Origin of the sequence: Bacillus sp. FSL K6-1284 (assembly GCF_038002625.1) — a bacterium.
GTDB classification, from domain to species: Bacteria; Bacillota; Bacilli; order Bacillales; family Bacillaceae; genus Bacillus; species Bacillus paralicheniformis.
On the sequence record NZ_JBBOCW010000001.1, the window covers coordinates 2,701,415 to 2,718,557 of the forward strand.

18 protein-coding genes are annotated in these 17,143 nt (G+C 46.6%); all 18 read right to left on the bottom strand.

Features of this window, described 5'->3' with window-relative positions; genetic code table 11:
* Nucleotides 1-173: 173 nt before the first annotated feature.
* The 18 genes from spoIVB to spoIIIAD all read right to left on the bottom strand — a co-directional run bounded on the left by spoIVB (nucleotide 174) and on the right by spoIIIAD (nucleotide 17,140).
* Nucleotides 174-1,424, bottom strand: a complete 1,251-nt coding sequence (spoIVB, locus tag MHB72_RS13745; protein ID WP_268460732.1) for a SpoIVB peptidase — start codon at nucleotides 1,422-1,424, stop codon at nucleotides 174-176.
* Nucleotides 1,425-1,638: 214 nt separating this feature from the next.
* Nucleotides 1,639-3,369, bottom strand: coding sequence for a DNA repair protein RecN (gene recN, locus MHB72_RS13750; protein WP_216920088.1), 1,731 nt, complete (start codon nucleotides 3,367-3,369; stop codon nucleotides 1,639-1,641).
* Nucleotides 3,370-3,400: 31 nt separating this feature from the next.
* Complete coding sequence (ahrC, locus tag MHB72_RS13755; protein ID WP_020452129.1) at nucleotides 3,401-3,850, bottom strand: transcriptional regulator AhrC/ArgR; 450 nt, start codon at nucleotides 3,848-3,850, stop codon at nucleotides 3,401-3,403.
* 163 nt (nucleotides 3,851-4,013) lie between these two features.
* Nucleotides 4,014-4,859: a TlyA family RNA methyltransferase gene (locus MHB72_RS13760; RefSeq protein ID WP_020452130.1), complete on the bottom strand. Its 846-nt coding sequence runs from the start codon at nucleotides 4,857-4,859 to the stop codon at nucleotides 4,014-4,016.
* Nucleotides 4,856-6,757 (bottom strand): 1-deoxy-D-xylulose-5-phosphate synthase, encoded by a 1,902-nt coding sequence (dxs, locus tag MHB72_RS13765; protein ID WP_216920086.1) that lies wholly within the window; start codon nucleotides 6,755-6,757, stop codon nucleotides 4,856-4,858. Before dxs ends, MHB72_RS13760 begins: the two co-directional genes overlap by 4 nt.
* Nucleotides 6,758-6,989: 232 nt before the next feature.
* Entirely contained in the window at nucleotides 6,990-7,880 is an 891-nt protein-coding gene (locus MHB72_RS13770) for a polyprenyl synthetase family protein (protein ID WP_020452132.1), read from the bottom strand.
* Nucleotides 7,870-8,130: an exodeoxyribonuclease VII small subunit gene (locus MHB72_RS13775; RefSeq protein WP_020452133.1), complete on the bottom strand. Its 261-nt coding sequence runs from the start codon at nucleotides 8,128-8,130 to the stop codon at nucleotides 7,870-7,872. Before MHB72_RS13775 ends, MHB72_RS13770 begins: the two co-directional genes overlap by 11 nt.
* The gene (xseA, locus tag MHB72_RS13780) at nucleotides 8,123-9,472 is read right to left on the bottom strand and encodes an exodeoxyribonuclease VII large subunit (RefSeq protein ID WP_216920084.1); all 1,350 of its coding nucleotides are present in this window, start codon (nucleotides 9,470-9,472) and stop codon (nucleotides 8,123-8,125) included. Before xseA ends, MHB72_RS13775 begins: the two co-directional genes overlap by 8 nt.
* An 82-nt stretch (nucleotides 9,473-9,554) precedes the next feature.
* Nucleotides 9,555-10,403, bottom strand: coding sequence for a bifunctional methylenetetrahydrofolate dehydrogenase/methenyltetrahydrofolate cyclohydrolase FolD (folD, locus tag MHB72_RS13785; RefSeq protein WP_020452135.1), 849 nt, complete (start codon nucleotides 10,401-10,403; stop codon nucleotides 9,555-9,557).
* A gap of 16 nt (nucleotides 10,404-10,419) precedes the next feature.
* Complete coding sequence (nusB, locus tag MHB72_RS13790; RefSeq protein ID WP_020452136.1) at nucleotides 10,420-10,809, bottom strand: transcription antitermination factor NusB; 390 nt, start codon at nucleotides 10,807-10,809, stop codon at nucleotides 10,420-10,422.
* Nucleotides 10,810-11,101: 292 nt separating this feature from the next.
* On the bottom strand, nucleotides 11,102-11,485 hold the full coding sequence (locus MHB72_RS13795; RefSeq protein ID WP_031304734.1) for an Asp23/Gls24 family envelope stress response protein: 384 nt from the start codon (nucleotides 11,483-11,485) through the stop codon (nucleotides 11,102-11,104).
* 47 nt (nucleotides 11,486-11,532) lie between these two features.
* On the bottom strand, nucleotides 11,533-12,885 hold the full coding sequence (accC, locus tag MHB72_RS13800) for an acetyl-CoA carboxylase biotin carboxylase subunit (RefSeq protein ID WP_020452138.1): 1,353 nt from the start codon (nucleotides 12,883-12,885) through the stop codon (nucleotides 11,533-11,535).
* Between the two features lie 11 nt (nucleotides 12,886-12,896).
* The gene (gene accB / locus MHB72_RS13805) at nucleotides 12,897-13,376 is read right to left on the bottom strand and encodes an acetyl-CoA carboxylase biotin carboxyl carrier protein (RefSeq protein ID WP_035338362.1); all 480 of its coding nucleotides are present in this window, start codon (nucleotides 13,374-13,376) and stop codon (nucleotides 12,897-12,899) included.
* Nucleotides 13,377-13,549: 173 nt separating this feature from the next.
* Nucleotides 13,550-14,188: a SpoIIIAH-like family protein gene (locus MHB72_RS13810; protein ID WP_035338363.1), complete on the bottom strand. Its 639-nt coding sequence runs from the start codon at nucleotides 14,186-14,188 to the stop codon at nucleotides 13,550-13,552.
* Nucleotides 14,189-14,884, bottom strand: coding sequence for a stage III sporulation protein AG (gene spoIIIAG, locus MHB72_RS13815; RefSeq protein ID WP_020452141.1), 696 nt, complete (start codon nucleotides 14,882-14,884; stop codon nucleotides 14,189-14,191). It lies immediately after the preceding gene.
* Complete coding sequence (gene spoIIIAF / locus MHB72_RS13820) at nucleotides 14,877-15,506, bottom strand: stage III sporulation protein AF (RefSeq protein WP_026579321.1); 630 nt, start codon at nucleotides 15,504-15,506, stop codon at nucleotides 14,877-14,879. The genes spoIIIAG and spoIIIAF overlap by 8 nt, the downstream gene beginning before the upstream one ends.
* Nucleotides 15,507-15,517: 11 nt before the next feature.
* A complete protein-coding gene (gene spoIIIAE / locus MHB72_RS13825) occupies nucleotides 15,518-16,723 on the bottom strand; it encodes a stage III sporulation protein AE (protein ID WP_026579320.1) in 1,206 nt (401 codons plus the stop codon).
* A 21-nt stretch (nucleotides 16,724-16,744) separates the two neighbouring features.
* A complete protein-coding gene (spoIIIAD, locus tag MHB72_RS13830) occupies nucleotides 16,745-17,140 on the bottom strand; it encodes a stage III sporulation protein AD (protein ID WP_256164082.1) in 396 nt (131 codons plus the stop codon).
* Nucleotides 17,141-17,143: the final 3 nt, after the last annotated feature.

The following is a 17,143-nucleotide window of genomic DNA, read 5'->3' on the forward strand; positions in this document are numbered from 1 at the left end:
GTATCTCTCGCTTTTTCTCTGTTTTTTTCTGATTTTCTCGATTTTTCGACTCGAAATGCGACTTGACAAACCGGGGAACGTGAATTTGTCGAAAAATCTTTTCTTCTTTCATTTTAACGCACAACGCGCAAGAAAAAAAGACGAAATCAAAAACTGCCGGAGGAATCCGGCAGTCAGCTTGCTTTTTCTTTTTTATAAACATCGATTCCCGCTTCAGACAGCATCCATTCAATATGCACGCCGTATCCGCTCGTTGGATCATTGACGAAAACGTGAGTTACGGCGCCAATGATCTTTCCGTTTTGGATGATCGGGCTTCCGCTCATCCCTTGAACGATGCCTCCTGTTTTGCTCAACAGCCTCGGGTCGGTAATTTTCAGCACCATCCCTTTTGTAGCCGGAAACTTCTGAGGTGTCGTACTGACGACCTGAATATCGAATTTCTCGACTTTGTCGTTTTCGATAACCGTTAAAATTTGGGCAGAGCCTTCTTTTACTTCATCTGAAAATGCAATCGGAATGGCTTTGTCAGCGATGCGGTTTTTGATTGACTCGTGAAGCGTCCCGAAGATCCCGAATGGACTGTTTCTGTTGATATCACCGATCACTTTTCGTTCTGATGCGAAACGGGCCAGTTTCTCTCCGGGATTTCCGCCTGTTCCTTTTTCAATCGAAGTGACGGTCGATTTCACGATTTGCCCTTTTTCAACAACGATCGGTTTTTTCGTATCCATGTCTGAAATGACGTGACCAAGCGCTCCGTATTTTTTCGATTTCGGCTCGAAAAAAGTCATTGTGCCGATTCCTGCGGCAGAGTCCCTGATATATAAGCCGATTCTGTATTTATCTTCAGCCTGGTCTTTTTTCGGAATGAGCTTCGTTTTGATTTCTTGTTTATCTCTTTTAATCGACAGATGTAAGGTTTCTCCTGTTTTCCCGGCCTTTTGAATAAAAGGGGTAATGTCATTCATTTTTTCGATTTTCGTGCCGTTGATTTCGGTGATAATGTCGCCTACCGCGATTCCGGCTGCTTCACCGGGCGATTTTTTGCCTTCAGAGGTATTGATTTGATGAAAACCTACCACCAATACGCCAACGGAGTGAAGCTTTACACCAATAGACTGCCCGCCGGGGACCACTTTCAAATCAGGCAGGACATTTACTTTCGTTTTTTTAACTGGGAATCCGGCAAAATCATAGACGAGTTCTGCCTTTCCATTCTTTTCACCTTTTATTTCCACTTCGCTTTGATTTTCTTTCAGTGTGAATGCTTCCGATGATCCATCTTTCGAAGCACTGACGGATAAGCTCGTTTCAACCGCACGGGTACCCGTCTCAAAAATGTTCAAGTTTTTTGGGATTACAATGTATTCTTTCACCGGTTTGTAAAACCCTACACTTATTAAAGAAACAAGGAGAATCATACCCACAACTTTTCTGATTTTTTCAACATCCACCTTTTCACTCTCCTCGCACCTAACCCACACCATATAAAATTTCTTTCGCTACATTCATTACTTTTGCCTTTCGGACAGCGATTTATAACTGCGGACGGAAGAAAATCATTGGATAAAATGATAAGAATGAGTTTGTATAAGAAAATGCCGACAAAAAAATAAGCTGTTCAGGATGAACAGCTTATCCGGTAGTTTTAACAAGCTTAGCTTGGTTCAAAAGTTCTTTCGCATGGCGCTTCGTCAGATCCGTTACTTCGACTCCGGCGATCATCCGGCCGATTTCCGCTATTTTTTCCTGTTTTGTCAACGGTGTGACGCTTGTCGTCGTTCTCCCGTCTTTCGACTGTTTCGTAATCAAAAGATGGGTGTCAGCCATCGCGGCCACCTGCGGCAAGTGGGTAATGCATAAAACTTGAGAGCCGATCGAGACGCGGTGTATTTTTTCGGCGATCGCCTGCGCGACTCTGCCGCTTACACCCGTATCCACTTCATCGAAAATGATCGATGTAACATCCTGCTGAGCAGAGAAAATGCTTTTCATGGCCAGCATGATTCTTGACAGCTCTCCTCCAGATGCAACCTTTGACAAAGATTTGAGCGGTTCTCCCGTGTTTGTTGAGATTAGGAAATGGACGGTATCAATGCCGTGCTTTGTGAGCTGAACCGGCATACCGTTGACGACGGGTGCATCATCATCCCGTTCCGCTTTTTTCACCTGGAATTCCGTATCGAATGTCGATTTTTCCATATACAGATCTTTCAGTTCCTGCTGAATCTGTTTGGCCAGTTTTTTCGCCCATTTTTTTCTGATTTCGGACACATTGGCGGCTTCAATCGCCACATCCTTGCCGATTGATTCGAGGCGGGATTTTAAAGCCTGCAAGTGGCTGTCCCGGTTTTCGATCCGGTCGATCTCTTCCTCTATCTTAGCCGAATAAGCTTGGATATCTTCGACAGTAGCGCCGTATTTGCGTTTCAGCTGTTTGATTTCGTTTAATCGCGATTCGATATAATCGAGGCGCTCGGGGTCGTATTCGAGTTCATCCAGCATATTTCTGATCTGAAAAGTTGAATCTTCGAGAATGTAGTATGCGTTGGCTACAGATTCAGATACTTTATTGAGCCCTTCATAGATACCTGAGACGTTTTCAAGCTCGCTTGAAGCCATGCCGACCCAGTCAAGCCCAGCCTGCTCGTTGCGTAGCGCATTATAGGCATTTTGCAGAGCTTCGTATATTTTTTCGAAATTAGCGATTTGACGGCGCTCTTCCTGAAGAAGTTCGTCCTCTTTCGGCTCAAGGTTTGCAGATTCGATTTCATCAAGCTGGAACTGTATTAAATCGAGTCTGTGAGCCATTTCCTGCTCGCTTTCAGAAAGCTCTTTCACCTTTTTCATGACGTCCATGTAGCGGCTGTAAACTTCCTGATACGCTTTTAGAGCATGCTCGATTTCTTCTCCTGCAAACCTGTCCAGAAGCTGAAGATGGTGCTCATCCTCCATCAGCAGCTGATTGTCGTGCTGCCCGTGTATGTCAAGCAGCAGTCTGCCGACTTCCCGCAAAGCGGCAATGGTGACAAGTTTTCCATTGACGCGGCAGATGCTCTTGCCGTTTGCGTTAATATCTCTCCTCATAACGATCATGTCATCCGAGGCTTCAATCCCCAGTTCTGTGCACAAATCAAAAACCGGATGACCGCTGTCAAGGAGGAAAAGCCCTTCCAATTCGGCTCTTTTTTCGCCATACCTGACATATTCGGACGAGCCGCGGCCTCCGACAAGCAAAGAGACGGCGTCGATGATGATCGATTTTCCGGCCCCGGTTTCACCGGTCAGAACCGTCAGCCCTTTTTCAAAAGAAACGGTTAATTCTTCGATAATGGCAAAGTTTTTGATCGATAATTCAGCTAACAAGCTTTCATGACACCTCTTTTCAGGCCTTCGTTTATAAAAGCTCCAATATTTTCTTCTGTACGATTTTGGTATCATCATGCGTCCGGCAGATGATCAAAATGGTATCATCTCCGCAGATCGTTCCCATGATTTCTTCCCAATCCAAATTGTCCATCAGCGCCCCGATCGCCTGCGCGTTGCCCGGCATTGTTTTTAAAACGATCAGATGGCTGGCTGAGTCGATTTTGACAAATGCGTCCATCAATGATCTTTTTAATTTGGAAAGGGGATTAAAGCGCTGATCAGCAGGCAGGCTGTATTTGTAGGAACCGTTGTTTGTCGGCACCTTGACCAAATGAAGCTCTTTAATGTCCCGCGAGACGGTGGCCTGCGTCACATTATAGCCGTCTTTCTTTAAAATATCGACAAGCTCATCCTGCGTTTCAATTTCATTAGCGGTGATAATCTCCCTGATTTTAATATGCCTTTGACCTTTGTTCATTTCACACCTCGTTTTATACACAAATTGTGTATGTTTATACATTTATGTTAAATGATTTTGTCGGAAAAGTACATGTTTGCAGTAAAAAAGGAATAATAGCCCACTATTATTCCTTTTTGCGTGCCGGCCACCCTCGCATTCGCCGTACGACTCTCAAGGGTTTTTAATCACGCGGATCCGTTTTTTTCGCTTTTAATGTCTTGTGAGCTTCTTCGACAATTTGATTGATCGTTTCTTCTGCTATCGGCGTGCCAGGTTGCTCTTCTCCGTCCCAATGCAAATGGAGAAGGAATTCGATGTTGCCGTCGCCGCCGGTAATCGGCGAAAACGAGACGTTTCTGCAGTCATATCCTTCCCGAGCCGCAAACCGGCTGATGTCATCAAGCACAGCTTGATGGACGAGGGGATCGCGGACGATCCCTTTTTTCCCAACGGATTCCCGCCCTGCTTCAAACTGCGGTTTGACGAGAGCGATGCAGTCGCTTCCCGGAACTAAAATGCTCTTAAGCACAGGCAGGATGATTTTCAGTGAGATAAAAGAGACATCGATCGTCGCGAACTCCGGCAGTCCTTCCGTAAAATCGGCAGGTGTGCAATACCGGAAATTCGTGCGTTCCATCACTACAACCCGCTCATCCTGTCTCAGCTTCCAGGCGAGCTGATTATACCCGACATCAACGGCATATGAGCGGAGAGCGCCGTTTTGCAGCGCGCAGTCTGTGAAGCCGCCGGTGGAAGAGCCGATGTCAATCATCAGCTTGCCTTGAACGGAAAGCTGAAACTCTTTTAATGCTTTTTCAAGTTTTAATCCGCCTCTTGAGACGTATTTTAACGGGTTTCCTTTAACGGTCAGCGGAATCGTGCGGTCGACCTTTTCGCCCGGCTTGTCCAGTCTGTTTTCATTCGTATAGACGATGCCGGCCATGATGGCTCTTTTCGCTTTTTCCCGCGTTTCCATTAACCCTCTTTCTACTAATAAAACGTCGAGCCGTTCTTTTTTTCCTGTCATGATCCAATTCCTTTATGAGTCTTTACGGGCGTCAATAGTCTTATTCGTCTGATGACGTCTTCTTTTGTCATTCCGATCTCTTCCAGAAGCTTGGCGACGCTGCCGTGTTCAATAAATTGATCAGGTATCCCCATTCTGTCAATGATCGGGCTGTATGACTGATGTTCATGGGCATACTCAAGGATCGAGCTGCCGAATCCGCCTTGGAGCACAGCCTCTTCGATCGTTAAAATCGGAAGCCCTTCGTTCAGGATTTCCATCAGCATGTTTTCGTCAAGCGGCTTGATAAAACGGGCGTTAACCACTCTGACCGAACGTCCTTCTTTCTGCAGCTCCTCCGCGGCAGCAAGCGCCATCGGAATGGTGGTGCCGAATGTTAAAATGACCGCGTCTGTCCCGGGTCTCAGCACTTCCCACGTTCCGATCGGGATCACTTTCAATTCTTTATCCATTTTGACGCCGAGTCCGTTTCCGCGCGGAAAGCGCATGGCAATCGGGCCGTCATCGTATTTGACAGCCGTGTTGACCATGTGCTGGCCTTCGTTTTCGTCTTTCGGCATCATGAGAACCAAATTCGGAATATGCCGTAAAAAAGCAATGTCAAACACGCCCTGGTGTGTTTCCCCATCAGCGCCGACTAGGCCCGCTCTGTCAATGCCGATAAATACATTTAGGTTTTGCCGGCAAATATCATGGACAACCTGGTCATAAGCGCGCTGAAGAAATGTCGAATAGATCGCCAGAAACGGCTTCATATTCTGAGTCGCGAGACCAGCCGCCATCGTTGCCGCATGCTGTTCCGCAATGCCGACATCAAACATGCGCTCCGGAAACTCGCTCGCAAACCCTTCAAGTTTTGAACCGACAGGCATGGCCGGAGTAATGGCTACAATCCTTTCATCCTCGCGGGCAAGCTTCCTGACCGTTTCGCTTACGAGCGCGCTCCATGATGGCGCAGCGGCTTTCGGCTTAACAAAATCACCGGTATCGATTTTATATGGGCCGGTTCCGTGCCATGTGCCGGTTTTATCGGTTTCCGCAGGCTCATAGCCTTTTCCTTTTTTCGTAATAACGTGGAGGAGTACCGGGCCTTTCGTCTTTTTCGCATACTGCATGTTTTCAAACAGCTCATCATAGGAATGACCGTCTACAGGCCCTAAATACGTAAATCCGAGCTCTTCAAAGAACATCCCGGATACCAGCAGGTATTTCAGGCTGTCTTTGATCCGCTCGGCTGTAGCGGCAAGCTTCCCGCCAACAGCAGGAATCCGCTTGAACAAATACTCAAGCTCATCTTTGACCCATTGATATTTTCCGGCTGTGCGCAGCCTTCCGAGCATGGAATGAATCGCTCCGACGTTTGGAGCGATGCTCATTTCGTTGTCATTCAAAATGACAATCATGTCTTTTTGCTCATGGCCGATATGGTTAAGCGCTTCAAGAGCCATGCCGCCGGTCAGTGCACCGTCTCCGATGATCGGGATGATATATTCGTTTGTCCCTTTCAAGTCTCTCGCAGCGGCCATCCCCATCGCACCGGAGAGAGAAGTCGAACTGTGGCCCGTTTCCCAGACATCATGTTCGCTTTCATTCCGCTTTGGAAAACCGCACAGTCCTTTATGCTGACGCAGGGTGGCGAAGTCCTTTCCGCGGCCGGTCAGCAGTTTATGGACATACGATTGATGCCCCACATCCCACAAAAACTTATCTTTCGGGCTGTTAAATTCTTTATGCAATGCAATGGTAAGCTCGACAACGCCGAGATTCGGACCAATGTGCCCTCCGGATTCAGAAAGCGTTTCAATTAAAAAACGGCGAATTTCAGCGCTCAAGCTTTCCAGTTCTTGATTTGAAAGGTTCTTCAAAAATGCAGGGTCCTTTATCGATAACAGATCCAATCGGATCAACTCACTTTCAGCATGATTTCTGCAAGTATGCGCCTTGCTTCATTTTAAGTTTCAGCTTGAATTATTATATGACGAATTCATCCCCATGCGCAAACTTGCATATGCGGACGCTTCGTTTGAAAAAACAGCCGCTAACACAACGTGATAACGGCGCGGCGTTTTAGAGTTCAACTCTTTATATTTTAGCATAATAAGCCTTTGATGCTCAAATGGAAGCCCTGTATCAATGATCCCTTGCGGCAATCATATCGCAAAACTCGTACATAAGCTCTTTTTCAAGCGGAAGCTCTGAAATCAGCCGTTTTGCTTTTTCAATATGTTCATCAAGCTTTTGGCTGGCGCCCTCAAGCGAAAGGAGCGACGGATAGGTCGATTTTCCGTTTGTCTCGTCAGATCCGATCCGTTTGCCGATTTTATCCTCTGATCCTTCAAGGTCGAGAATGTCATCTCTGATCTGGAAGCCGATGCCGATATGATGGCTGAATTCGCGGAGCTTTTCGATCTCTTTTTCAGATGCATCTGCTAGAATCGCCCCCGCGATGACGCTGAAGCTGAGGAGTTTAGCCGTTTTTCCTTCGTGAATCCGCTGCAGTTCATCAAGAGAGACAGACTTTGATTCCGCTTCCATATCTAAAATTTGACCGCCGACCATGCCTTCAGCCCCCGCTGCCGATATCAGCTCATTCACCAGTCTGATGCGTTTTTCAGCAGATACATCAGAAGGCATATTGGAAGTGATCATTTTGAAGCTTTCGGTTAATAAGGCGTCTCCGGCGAGAATGGCCGTCGCTTCCCCGTATATTTTATGGTTTGTCGGCTTTCCCCTTCTGAGGTCATCGTCATCCATACAAGGGAGATCGTCATGGATTAATGAATACGTATGGATCATTTCAACCGCGCACCCTACCGGAATTCCGGCTTCTTCGTCTTTTCCGTACGCATGAAGAAGCGCAAGTACCAAAATCGGTCTCAGCCGTTTCCCTCCGGCTTCCAATGAGTACAGCATGGATTCCTTAAGGATGGACGGCGCTCGCAGGTCTTTAATATACATCGGAAGGCGTTCTTCAATTACTGTTTTTCTCGATTTTAAAAATCCGTCAAGTTTACCGGTCACCTTTTTCCTCCTCCCGAACACTGAAAGGAGCTAATTCCCCATTTTCCCGCAAAATGTAGTCCATCTGCTTTTCGACATTTTGCAGTTTTTCGTGGCACATTTTCGAAAGAGCCATCCCTTCCTGGAAGTAGTCGATCGCCTTTTCCAAAGGCACATCCCCTTCTTCAAGCTTTGATACGATCTGTTCCAGACCTTTCATCGCCTCTTCAAATGTCAGGTCTTCCCGGTTTGTTTTGTTTTCTTCAGCCATTTGTTTCGCCTCTCTTTTGCAGTACCTCACAGGTCAGCGTCCCATCGTTTAATGTGACGCGGATCTCGTCTTTTTCATGAACCTGTTCAATACTTTTAATCAATTCGTTTTCTTTATATGTCAAACTGTACCCTCTTTCCATCACTTGGAGAGGGCTTAATGCATTCAGTTTACCAAGAACCGTTTGAAACTGCGATTGAATCTGCTTAAGCTGCACATCCATATTCCGCTTCAGCCGGACTGTCTGCTCTTCATGCCTCTTTCTCGCTTGTTTAAGCTGCTCCTCGGGATGAAGCATCTCCAGCTTGTATGTCTGTTCGTTCAGTTTTTGTTTTTTGCGTTCAACGGTCATCGCCAGCTGTTTTTGGAAACGGTCGAATATCAGGTCGAATTCCTGTTCCTTTTGGGCATACAGCCGTTTCGGGTAGCGGAAGGCATAAGAGGACTGGAGGGTTTTCACGCGCTCCTGCCGCTTTCTTAAATCCTGCTTCATCGATTTTGCAATTCTCGCTTCGAGCGTTTTCAGACGCTCCAGCAAATCAAGCATATTAGGTACGGCCTGTTCGGCCGCTCCCGTCGGGGTCGCCGCTCGCAAATCCGCGACAAAATCGCTGATTGTAAAATCCGTTTCATGCCCGACGGCGGAAATGATCGGAATGTCGGAAGAAAAAATGGCCCTGGCGACAGCCTCTTCATTAAATGCCCACAGCTCTTCGATCGATCCCCCTCCGCGTCCGACGATTAATACATCGCATAACTCTCTGCGGTTAGCCTCTTTGATGCTGCTGACGATGGACTCGCCCGCGTTTACTCCTTGAACGAGCGTTGGAAAGACGATCACTTTTACAAGGGGGTATCTTCTTTTAATGGTGGTGATCACATCGCGTACAGCCGCTCCGGTTGGAGATGTGACAACACCGACGACGGATGGGAACGCGGGGATGGGTTTCTTATGTTTTTCATCAAACAAGCCTTCTTGCGACAGCTTTTTCTTAAGTTCTTCATACGCGAGATGAAGCGCGCCTATGCCGTCAGGCTGTATTTCTTTCGCATAGAGCTGATAATTGCCGCTCGGTTCATATACCGAAATGCCGCCTCTCACCAATACCTTCATCCCGTTTTCAGGGGTAAAGGCGAGATTTCTGTTTTGTCTGGCGAACATGACGGATTGAATGCGGGCGTTATCATCTTTCAATGTAAAATAAATATGGCCTCTGCTATGTATTTTAACATTTGACAGCTCGCCCTTGATCCAAATATCTTCAAGATGGGGGTCCACGTCAAATTTGCGCTTAATATATTTTGTCAAAGCCGTGACCGTGACAAATGAAATTTCACTCATGGCACAGTCTCCTTTCTAAGAAGGCACAAGAACGTTCATCCGCCGGCGCGAGACCAGGCGGATGAACGGCTGTACATTAAAGTTAAATTGTACGCTTCGCTGATTTAACCGTGTTATGGGCCAGCATTGTAATCGTCATCGGACCGACACCGCCCGGTACGGGTGTAATATAGGAAGCCTTTTCCTTCGCTTCTTCAAAATCGACATCACCGACGAGCTTTCCGTTGTCAAGGCGGTTAACGCCGACATCAATGACAACGGCTCCCTCTTTCATTTGATCCGCTTTGATGAAATTCGCCTTTCCGACAGCGACAATCAGAATGTCGGCTTTTTTTGTGTGAGCCGTAATGTCGGCCGTTCTTGAATGGCAGTACGTAACGGTTGCGTTTTCGTTCAAGAGCAGCTGCCCTACCGGCTTTCCGACGATATTGCTTCGCCCGACGACAACAACCTCTTTTCCCGACAGATCAATCTCGGTTTTCTTTAAAAGCTCCACGATGCCCGCAGGCGTGCAAGGCAGAAATGTATCTTCGCCAAGCAGCATCTTTCCTACGTTTAATGGATGAAAACCGTCAACATCTTTGTCAGGGGATATTCTTTCAATCACCGCTTGTTCGGAAATATGATCCGGAAGAGGCAGCTGGACAAGAATTCCGTGAAAGTCGTTATTTTGGTTGTACTGGTCAATTACTTCAAGAAGTTCCTGTTCAGAGAAACTTGCATCGAAATGATCCAGCTGAAAACGAATCCCCATGGCTTCAGCTGCTTTTTTCTTTCCCCGTACATATGAAAGAGACGCCGGATCATCACCAATTAAAATAACGGCCAGTCCCGGGGTCACTCCTTGTTTTTTCAGCTCTTCAACTTCCTTGGCCAGCTGCCCGCGCTTTTCCTTTGCTGTTTCTTTCCCGTCGATGATGGTTGCTGTCATTTGCTCTCCTCCTAGATTATTCAAGATCGGATTTAATGTTAGAAAGAACACCGTTTACAAACTTCGCCGACTTGTCATCTCCAAATTGCTTGGCCAGTTCAATCGCTTCATTCATAGAGACGTTGACAGGTATGTCTTCTAAAAAAATCATTTCATAGGCGGACAAACGCAAAATCGCGCGGTCGACATTCGCTAGCCTGTCAAGCTTCCAATTGACGAGATGCCGTTTGATCATCTCATCGATTTTCTCTTTGTTCTCTAAGACCCCGTAAACAAGCTGCTCGAAAAAAGCGTCGCTTTCCTGCCCGTCCAAGGCGTGCTGCATCGCTTCATTCGGTTCTGTATCACTGACATCAATCTGGAATAGTGACTGCAAAGCCTTTTCTCTTGCTGTTCTTCTTTTCATTCTTTCTTTTTCTCCTTTAACCCTCTTTGCCGCTTGCCGTTTAAGCCACAAAGAGATCATATCATATTTTTAGTCTTTCCGCATGCAAAAATCGCGGTTTTATCGTCAATAACCGAATAATAAGAAACAAACATTTGTTATCATTCGTTTTTCGAACTTCTTTGCAAACTTTCCGGTTCCTCTTATTTTTGGTCGATAACAGCGGAAAGATGCTTTTAAACGTCATTTTTTAAAACGGAACATGAAAAAACCAAAGGGCCGTCATTCCCCTTGGTTCTTCCACTTCACCGCACTACATCTCTTGATCGACTTCCACCTCGTGCGTTTTTGAATCGAATTGAATGCCAACGATGTGAATATTGATTTCATTAATCGAAAGAGCTGTCATATTGAGAAGCGTCTGGCGGATATTATCCTGAACGGCATTTGCAACTTTAGGAATCGAAACGCCAAACATCATCACGCAATAAACATCAATGATAATTCCGTCATCTGACAAATCAACTTTGACGCCTTTGCCGTGATTCTTTTTTCCAAACCGTTCCACGACACCTGTCGCAAAATTGCCGCGCATTTCAGCTACGCCTTCAACTTCGGAAGCTGCGATTCCGGCAATGACTTCGATGACCTCCGGAGCGATTTCCACTTTTCCTAAATGATTGTCTTCATGGCTCATTTCCAATAAGCTGTTGTCGTCTTTCAATATGTTCACCTCCGTTAAAATTACGACCCCATTACATCATATATTTCTAAAAACTTCGTATTGAATTCTCCGCTTACGAATGTTTCGTGCTCGAGCAGTTTCAGATGGAACGGTATCGTCGTATGAACGCCTTCGATGACGAATTCGCTCAACGCTCTTTTCATTCTTGATACAGCTTCTTCCCTCGTCTTCCCGTATGTGATGACTTTTGCAATCATGCTGTCGTAATAAGGAGGAATCGAGTATCCCGGATAAGCCGCAGAATCCACTCTGACGCCGAGCCCGCCCGGAGGCAGATACATCTCGATTTTTCCCGGAGAAGGCATGAAGTTTTTCTCAGGGTTTTCCGCATTAATCCGGCATTCGATGGCCCAGCCGTTAAAAGTGACTTCATCTTGGGTGAGGGCTAATTTTTCACCTGATGCCACTCTGATCTGCTCTTTAATCAAATCAACGCCCGTCACCATCTCTGTTACCGGATGCTCAACCTGAATGCGCGTGTTCATTTCCATAAAGTAGAACTTCTGCTCGCGGTAATCGTAGATAAATTCAACTGTTCCCGCGCCCGTGTACTTAACGGCTTCAGCCGCTTTGACAGCCGCCTGCCCCATTTGCTCCCTGATTCCTTCATCAAGCGCAGGTGAAGGGGTTTCTTCAAGCAGCTTTTGGAGCCTTCTTTGGATTGAGCAGTCGCGTTCACCCAAGTGAATCGTATTTCCGTGTGTGTCCGCAAGCACTTGGATCTCGACGTGTCTGAAGTCTTCAATGTACTTTTCAATGTACACACCCGGGTTTCCGAAAGCGGTGGCCGCTTCCTGCTGAGTGATTTTAATGCCGTTGATCAGTTCTTCTTCCGTACGGGCGACCCTGATTCCTTTTCCGCCGCCCCCGGCAGTTGCCTTTATAATGACAGGATACCCTATATCGCGCGCTAATGAAACCGCATCTTCAATATCTTCAATAATTCCTTTGGAACCCGGTACGATCGGAACGCCAGCCTGCTGCATCGTTTCCCTGGCAACATCCTTTGTCCCCATCTTAGAGATCGCGTCTGCTGTCGGACCGACGAAGGTTACGTTTACCTCTTCGCAAAGCTCGGCAAAATCGGCGTTTTCCGCCAGGAAACCGTAGCCCGGGTGAATCGCATCAGCGCCGGTCATTTTGGCGACGCTGACGATGTTCGTTATATTCAAGTAGCTGTCTTTTGATAGCTTAGGTCCGATGCAAAATGCTTCATCAGCCATCTGAACATGGAGCGCCTCTCTGTCGGCCTCGGAAAAGACGGCTACTGTATCGATCCCCAGTTCTTTACAAGCTCTGATAATTCTGACAGCAATTTCTCCCCTGTTCGCAATTAATAGCTTTTTGATCATCTTATTGCTCCTTACTCTGCTTTTACTAAAAATAAAGGTTGTCCGTATTCAACCAGCTGGCCGTTTTCAACCAATACTTCAACGATCTCGCCTTTCACTTCGGCTTCGATCTCATTAAAGAGCTTCATTGCTTCCACAATGCAGACGACAGAGGATTCTGTTACCTTCGAACCGACTGTTACGTAAGGGTCGGCTTCAGGCGAAGAAGACGCATAAAACGTTCCGACCATCGGAGAGGTGATTTTGTGGAGGTTTCCGCCGTCTTTTGCGGCTTCTTCTGCTGCAGGCGCATCCTGAACTTGCGCTTGCATCGCGGGAGCTTCCGGAGCCGGTGTTTGAACAGGCGCCGCAGCCACTTGCTGGATGGTTTGCACGGTTCCGCTTTGTTTTTTCAGTTCAACCTTCGATCCTTCGTTTTCGTATGTAAATTCATTTATCGAAGATTCATCAATTAATTTTATCAACTGTCTGATTTCATCAATGTTTAACATGCTATCGCACTCCTAATGAAAAAGATTTTACGCATTTATCAGTTAGTACTAAAAGTACATACTATATTCATCTTACAGGAGAGGAATGCCGAATTCAACTACAATCATGAGCGCCCTGCATCAACAGGGGCCTCAAGCATAAAAAAATCCCGCTTTTTGCAAGCGGGACATGTTTACTCTGCTGGCTCGAACGTCACAGCCACATCGTTTAAGTTTTTCACCTCTTTTGCGACGATGTCGATGATATCGGTGGCAGCGGCCTTCGAGTGCTCCTTCGCCTTCACCGTAATATTGACTTTATCGCCGTCGGCATTGACCAAGGCGTCTTTATAGCCTTTTGTTTTGATCAGCGTTTCAAGCGTCTTTTCCGTTCCTTCAGCTTCACTTAGCTCTGTCATCTTGTCGTAAGCTTCGCTTTTTTCTTTTGCCGTCGCTTTATCGCTTCTGACGATTTCGGTTAATTCCTCCCTCTCCCTGCTGCGCTGATCGTCCATTTCCATGCGGTATGTTGTGAATAAATCTTCATCACCGGATGATTCTTTTGTTACAACTTCTCCGTTCTGCTCACTCGCAGACGTTTCTTTATCTTTTGTGTCTTTCCCTTCAGTTTTGTCTTTAGCAGGCGCGGTGTCTTCTTTGCCATCTTTGGCAGGCTCTTCTTTCATCGGTTTTTCTTTTTCAGCAGCGACTTGTTCTTTGTCATCCACCGTGACGACATTTTCTCCTTCAGGCGACATAATGTAGTAGACACTCAGCACAACGACGAGACTTAACATGGTTAAAAGCCAAACCGTTTGTTTTTTCAGCATCATTTATGAATCCTCCTTCATTTTTTTAGGGGCAACAGCGACGCGGTGGCTCGGAACATCAAGAACCCTTGTCACTGCTTCAATGATGGTCTTTTTTATTTGAACGTTGTCGACTCCTTGAGCGACAACGAGAACACCCCTGATATCGGGCTTTTTCGTCTGAACGACGACAGGCGTCTCTTTATCTCCGTTTTTGATGATGACAATTTCTTCGTCAGAAGACATTTCAGACACCGTTCGCTTGCCTCCCTGTTTATCTGTCTCATTCGTTGAAGTCTCCTGGGTTTTTCTATTTTTCTCGAATATTTTCAATGAGGTTGCATCAACATTGACGACGATTGATACGTCTTCCACGCCGATAATCGTTTCCAATATGTCTTTGAGCTGATTCTCATATTCCTGTTCGTAATCTTGGATCGAGTCCTTCGGTTTGTCATCTGAGGCGGGTTTGAACACTTCTTTTTCACCTTCACCGCTCTGTCCGGCGCTTTCAGACGAAGCTTTTTGTGAAGCCGACGGCTGATCTGCCGCTCGATCTTGAGAAGGTTCGGAAGAGAAGATTTGACTGACGAGCATGAAGGAAACGCCGAGAACAAAAAGCAGCAGAAAATAGTGATATTTCGTCAGCTTTTTTCCGTTTTTCTCGTCTTTGGGTAGCAGGTGGCCGATCAGCTTTTCGATCCAGGTTCTTTTATTCATTGCCGCTTCGTTCTCCCCCTTCAATATGAACTGTAATCTTGTCGGGGCTTATTTCCCATATGCCTGCAAGCTGTTCTCTGACTTCCCCCGTCTCTTTCTTTTCTCTTTCTCGCATTGGCTGGTAGCCTCGATCCGTATTGATTTCGACAGGAGCGACGGCTTGGACCGTTTTTTCGGATGCCGGTTCCATGAATACCGAGACTTCCGCATGCTTACTGAGATCTTTCTCTGTTTTCAGCTGGCCGTCAGAAGAGACCGCGACTCGGTCAATCTTGTATTTGTCGCTGGTAAACCTTCCCTCTGCGCTCTTTTTCAATTGAACAGCCATCTGTTCTAAGATATATGCTTGTTGTGAGGCTTGTATTTCTTTTTTTTCTGAATTCAACTGATTTTTTATTTCGTTTGACTGAACTTGTCCGTTTTTTGTAAGCCTCTCAAAGATTACATCCGGATCGGTCCTGAATAAAGAGAAGATCGGATTCAGTATCACAACGATCAAGAGCAGGCTGATCACCATTTTCGCGTATTTTTGCATGCTCGAATTCGGCAGAAGCATATCGATGACGATCGCCATTAGAATAAATAGAATAATGTTCGTGAGCCACTCTGTCAGAAATTCCATCTCATCCCTCCCTACTTCATCATCATCGTCAGATTCCCCGCTGTAATGATCACGGTTAAGCTTAAAAAAAACATCAGCGAAACGATGGCCATGGCCGCGAAAATGTAGATGACGCTTTTGCTGATGACATCCAGGCAGCTGATCACCGGACCGCCTCCGAGAGGCTGGAGAACGGCTGCGGCAATTTTGTATATGAGCGCGAGGGAGAGGATTTTGATTGCGGGAAAGGCTGCGATGCAAATCAAGATCGCCACCCCGAGTATCCCGACGGTGTTTTTCAGCAGGAGAGACGCGCTGATCACCGTGTCCGTCGCTTCGGTAAACATGCGGCCCAATACGGGGATGAAGTTTCCGGTGATGAATTTGGCCGTCCGCAAAGTAATGCCGTCCGTCACTGCGGCTGAGGCGCCCTGAACCGAGATGACACCGAGGAACACGGTTAAAAATGCAGCCAGCGTGCCGATCGCCGCGTTTCTGAGGAGCTGAGCCAGCTGTGTGACTTTATACTGGTCCGTCATCGTGCTGACAATGCTTAAAATCGCTGATAAAAACAAAAGCGGCAGCACGATATATTGGATAAACAAGCCGCTCGTGTTCATGAGAAAGAGAATGACCGGATGAAAAAATGCGGCTGAGGCGGCTCCTCCCGAAGTCGCCATCAGCGCTAGAAGCAAAGGTACGAGCGACAGAATAAAGCTTGTCATCGTCTGGATCGCTTCATTCGCATATGTGACGGCAACCCGAAAGCTGTTGAGCGCAAGAATGATCAGTACCATGTAGACAATTGCATACGCCACTTTGCTGACGGTGCTTTGCTGAAACGCGTTTTGCAAAAGCTGAAGCAGCACGCAGAAGATGGTCAACAGGATCAGCGTCCCGAGCAGTTTCCCGTTAGCCAGCACTTCATGAAACAAGTAAGAAAACAGCGCTTTGCTCCATTCCTCAGGCGAAAAGTGCTTTTCACCTTTGACAAATTCAAGCAGGCTTCCTTTTTGACTTTCGGGAAGGTGTCCTCCATACTCAGTCAAAATGTTGTTCCAGAACTCCCCGACCCGGTCAAGCTCCAAACCTTCAGCCTGCTCTCTGGCCATCGCTTCAGCCGATTCTTCCGCGGCGGGTTCCCCAGCCGGCTCCGCTTCTTTTGGCGAAGCTTGTACATCATGCGCTCCAAAGCATACGATTCCTATGACCAAGAGCCAGAACAGAAAACGCTTCACTCAGGAAATCCTCCTTTCTGACTAAGACATGGAAGGGATGAGTCCGATGATCGTTTCGATAATGACGGTTAAAATAGGCACGGCCATGACTAAGATGAGGATTTTGCCTGCCAATTCGATTTTTGAAGCAATCGCACCCTGTCCGGCATCTTTCGTCAGCTGGGCGCCAAACTCCGCTATATAAGCAATCCCGATAATTTTCAAAATCGTTTCGACATACATCATGTTGATGTTGGCATTGGCAGCTATTTTTTCAATCATCCGAATGATTTCGTAGACTTGATCGACTAAGAATAAAAAAATCGTGCATCCGGCAAAAACGACAATCATAAAAGCAAACGTCGGTTTTTGCTCTTTCACAATCAAGCTGAGGAAGGTGGCGATCATTCCCAATCCTACGATTTGTACGATTTCAATGAG

Bases quoted from the DNA above. Each gene is read 5' to 3' on its own strand.
- xseA (WP_216920084.1), bottom strand. From the start codon at position 9,472: ATGAGTGAAATTTCATTTGTCACGGTCACGGCTTTGACAAAATATATT.
- ahrC (WP_020452129.1), bottom strand. From the start codon at position 3,850: ATGAACAAAGGTCAAAGGCATATTAAAATCAGGGAGATTATCACCGCT.
- nusB (WP_020452136.1), bottom strand. From the start codon at position 10,809: ATGAAAAGAAGAACAGCAAGAGAAAAGGCTTTGCAGTCACTATTCCAG.
- MHB72_RS13810 (WP_035338363.1), bottom strand. From the start codon at position 14,188: ATGATGCTGAAAAAACAAACGGTTTGGCTTTTAACCATGTTAAGTCTC.
- spoIIIAF (WP_026579321.1), bottom strand. From the start codon at position 15,506: ATGGAATTTCTGACAGAGTGGCTCACGAACATTATTCTATTTATTCTA.
- MHB72_RS13795 (WP_031304734.1), bottom strand. From the start codon at position 11,485: ATGAGCCATGAAGACAATCATTTAGGAAAAGTGGAAATCGCTCCGGAG.
- folD (WP_020452135.1), bottom strand. From the start codon at position 10,403: ATGACAGCAACCATCATCGACGGGAAAGAAACAGCAAAGGAAAAGCGC.
- MHB72_RS13760 (WP_020452130.1), bottom strand. From the start codon at position 4,859: ATGACAGGAAAAAAAGAACGGCTCGACGTTTTATTAGTAGAAAGAGGG.
- accB (WP_035338362.1), bottom strand. From the start codon at position 13,376: ATGTTAAACATTGATGAAATCAGACAGTTGATAAAATTAATTGATGAA.
- spoIVB (WP_268460732.1), bottom strand. From the start codon at position 1,424: ATGATTCTCCTTGTTTCTTTAATAAGTGTAGGGTTTTACAAACCGGTG.
- MHB72_RS13775 (WP_020452133.1), bottom strand. From the start codon at position 8,130: ATGGCTGAAGAAAACAAAACAAACCGGGAAGACCTGACATTTGAAGAG.
- spoIIIAG (WP_020452141.1), bottom strand. From the start codon at position 14,884: ATGAATAAAAGAACCTGGATCGAAAAGCTGATCGGCCACCTGCTACCC.
- accC (WP_020452138.1), bottom strand. From the start codon at position 12,885: ATGATCAAAAAGCTATTAATTGCGAACAGGGGAGAAATTGCTGTCAGA.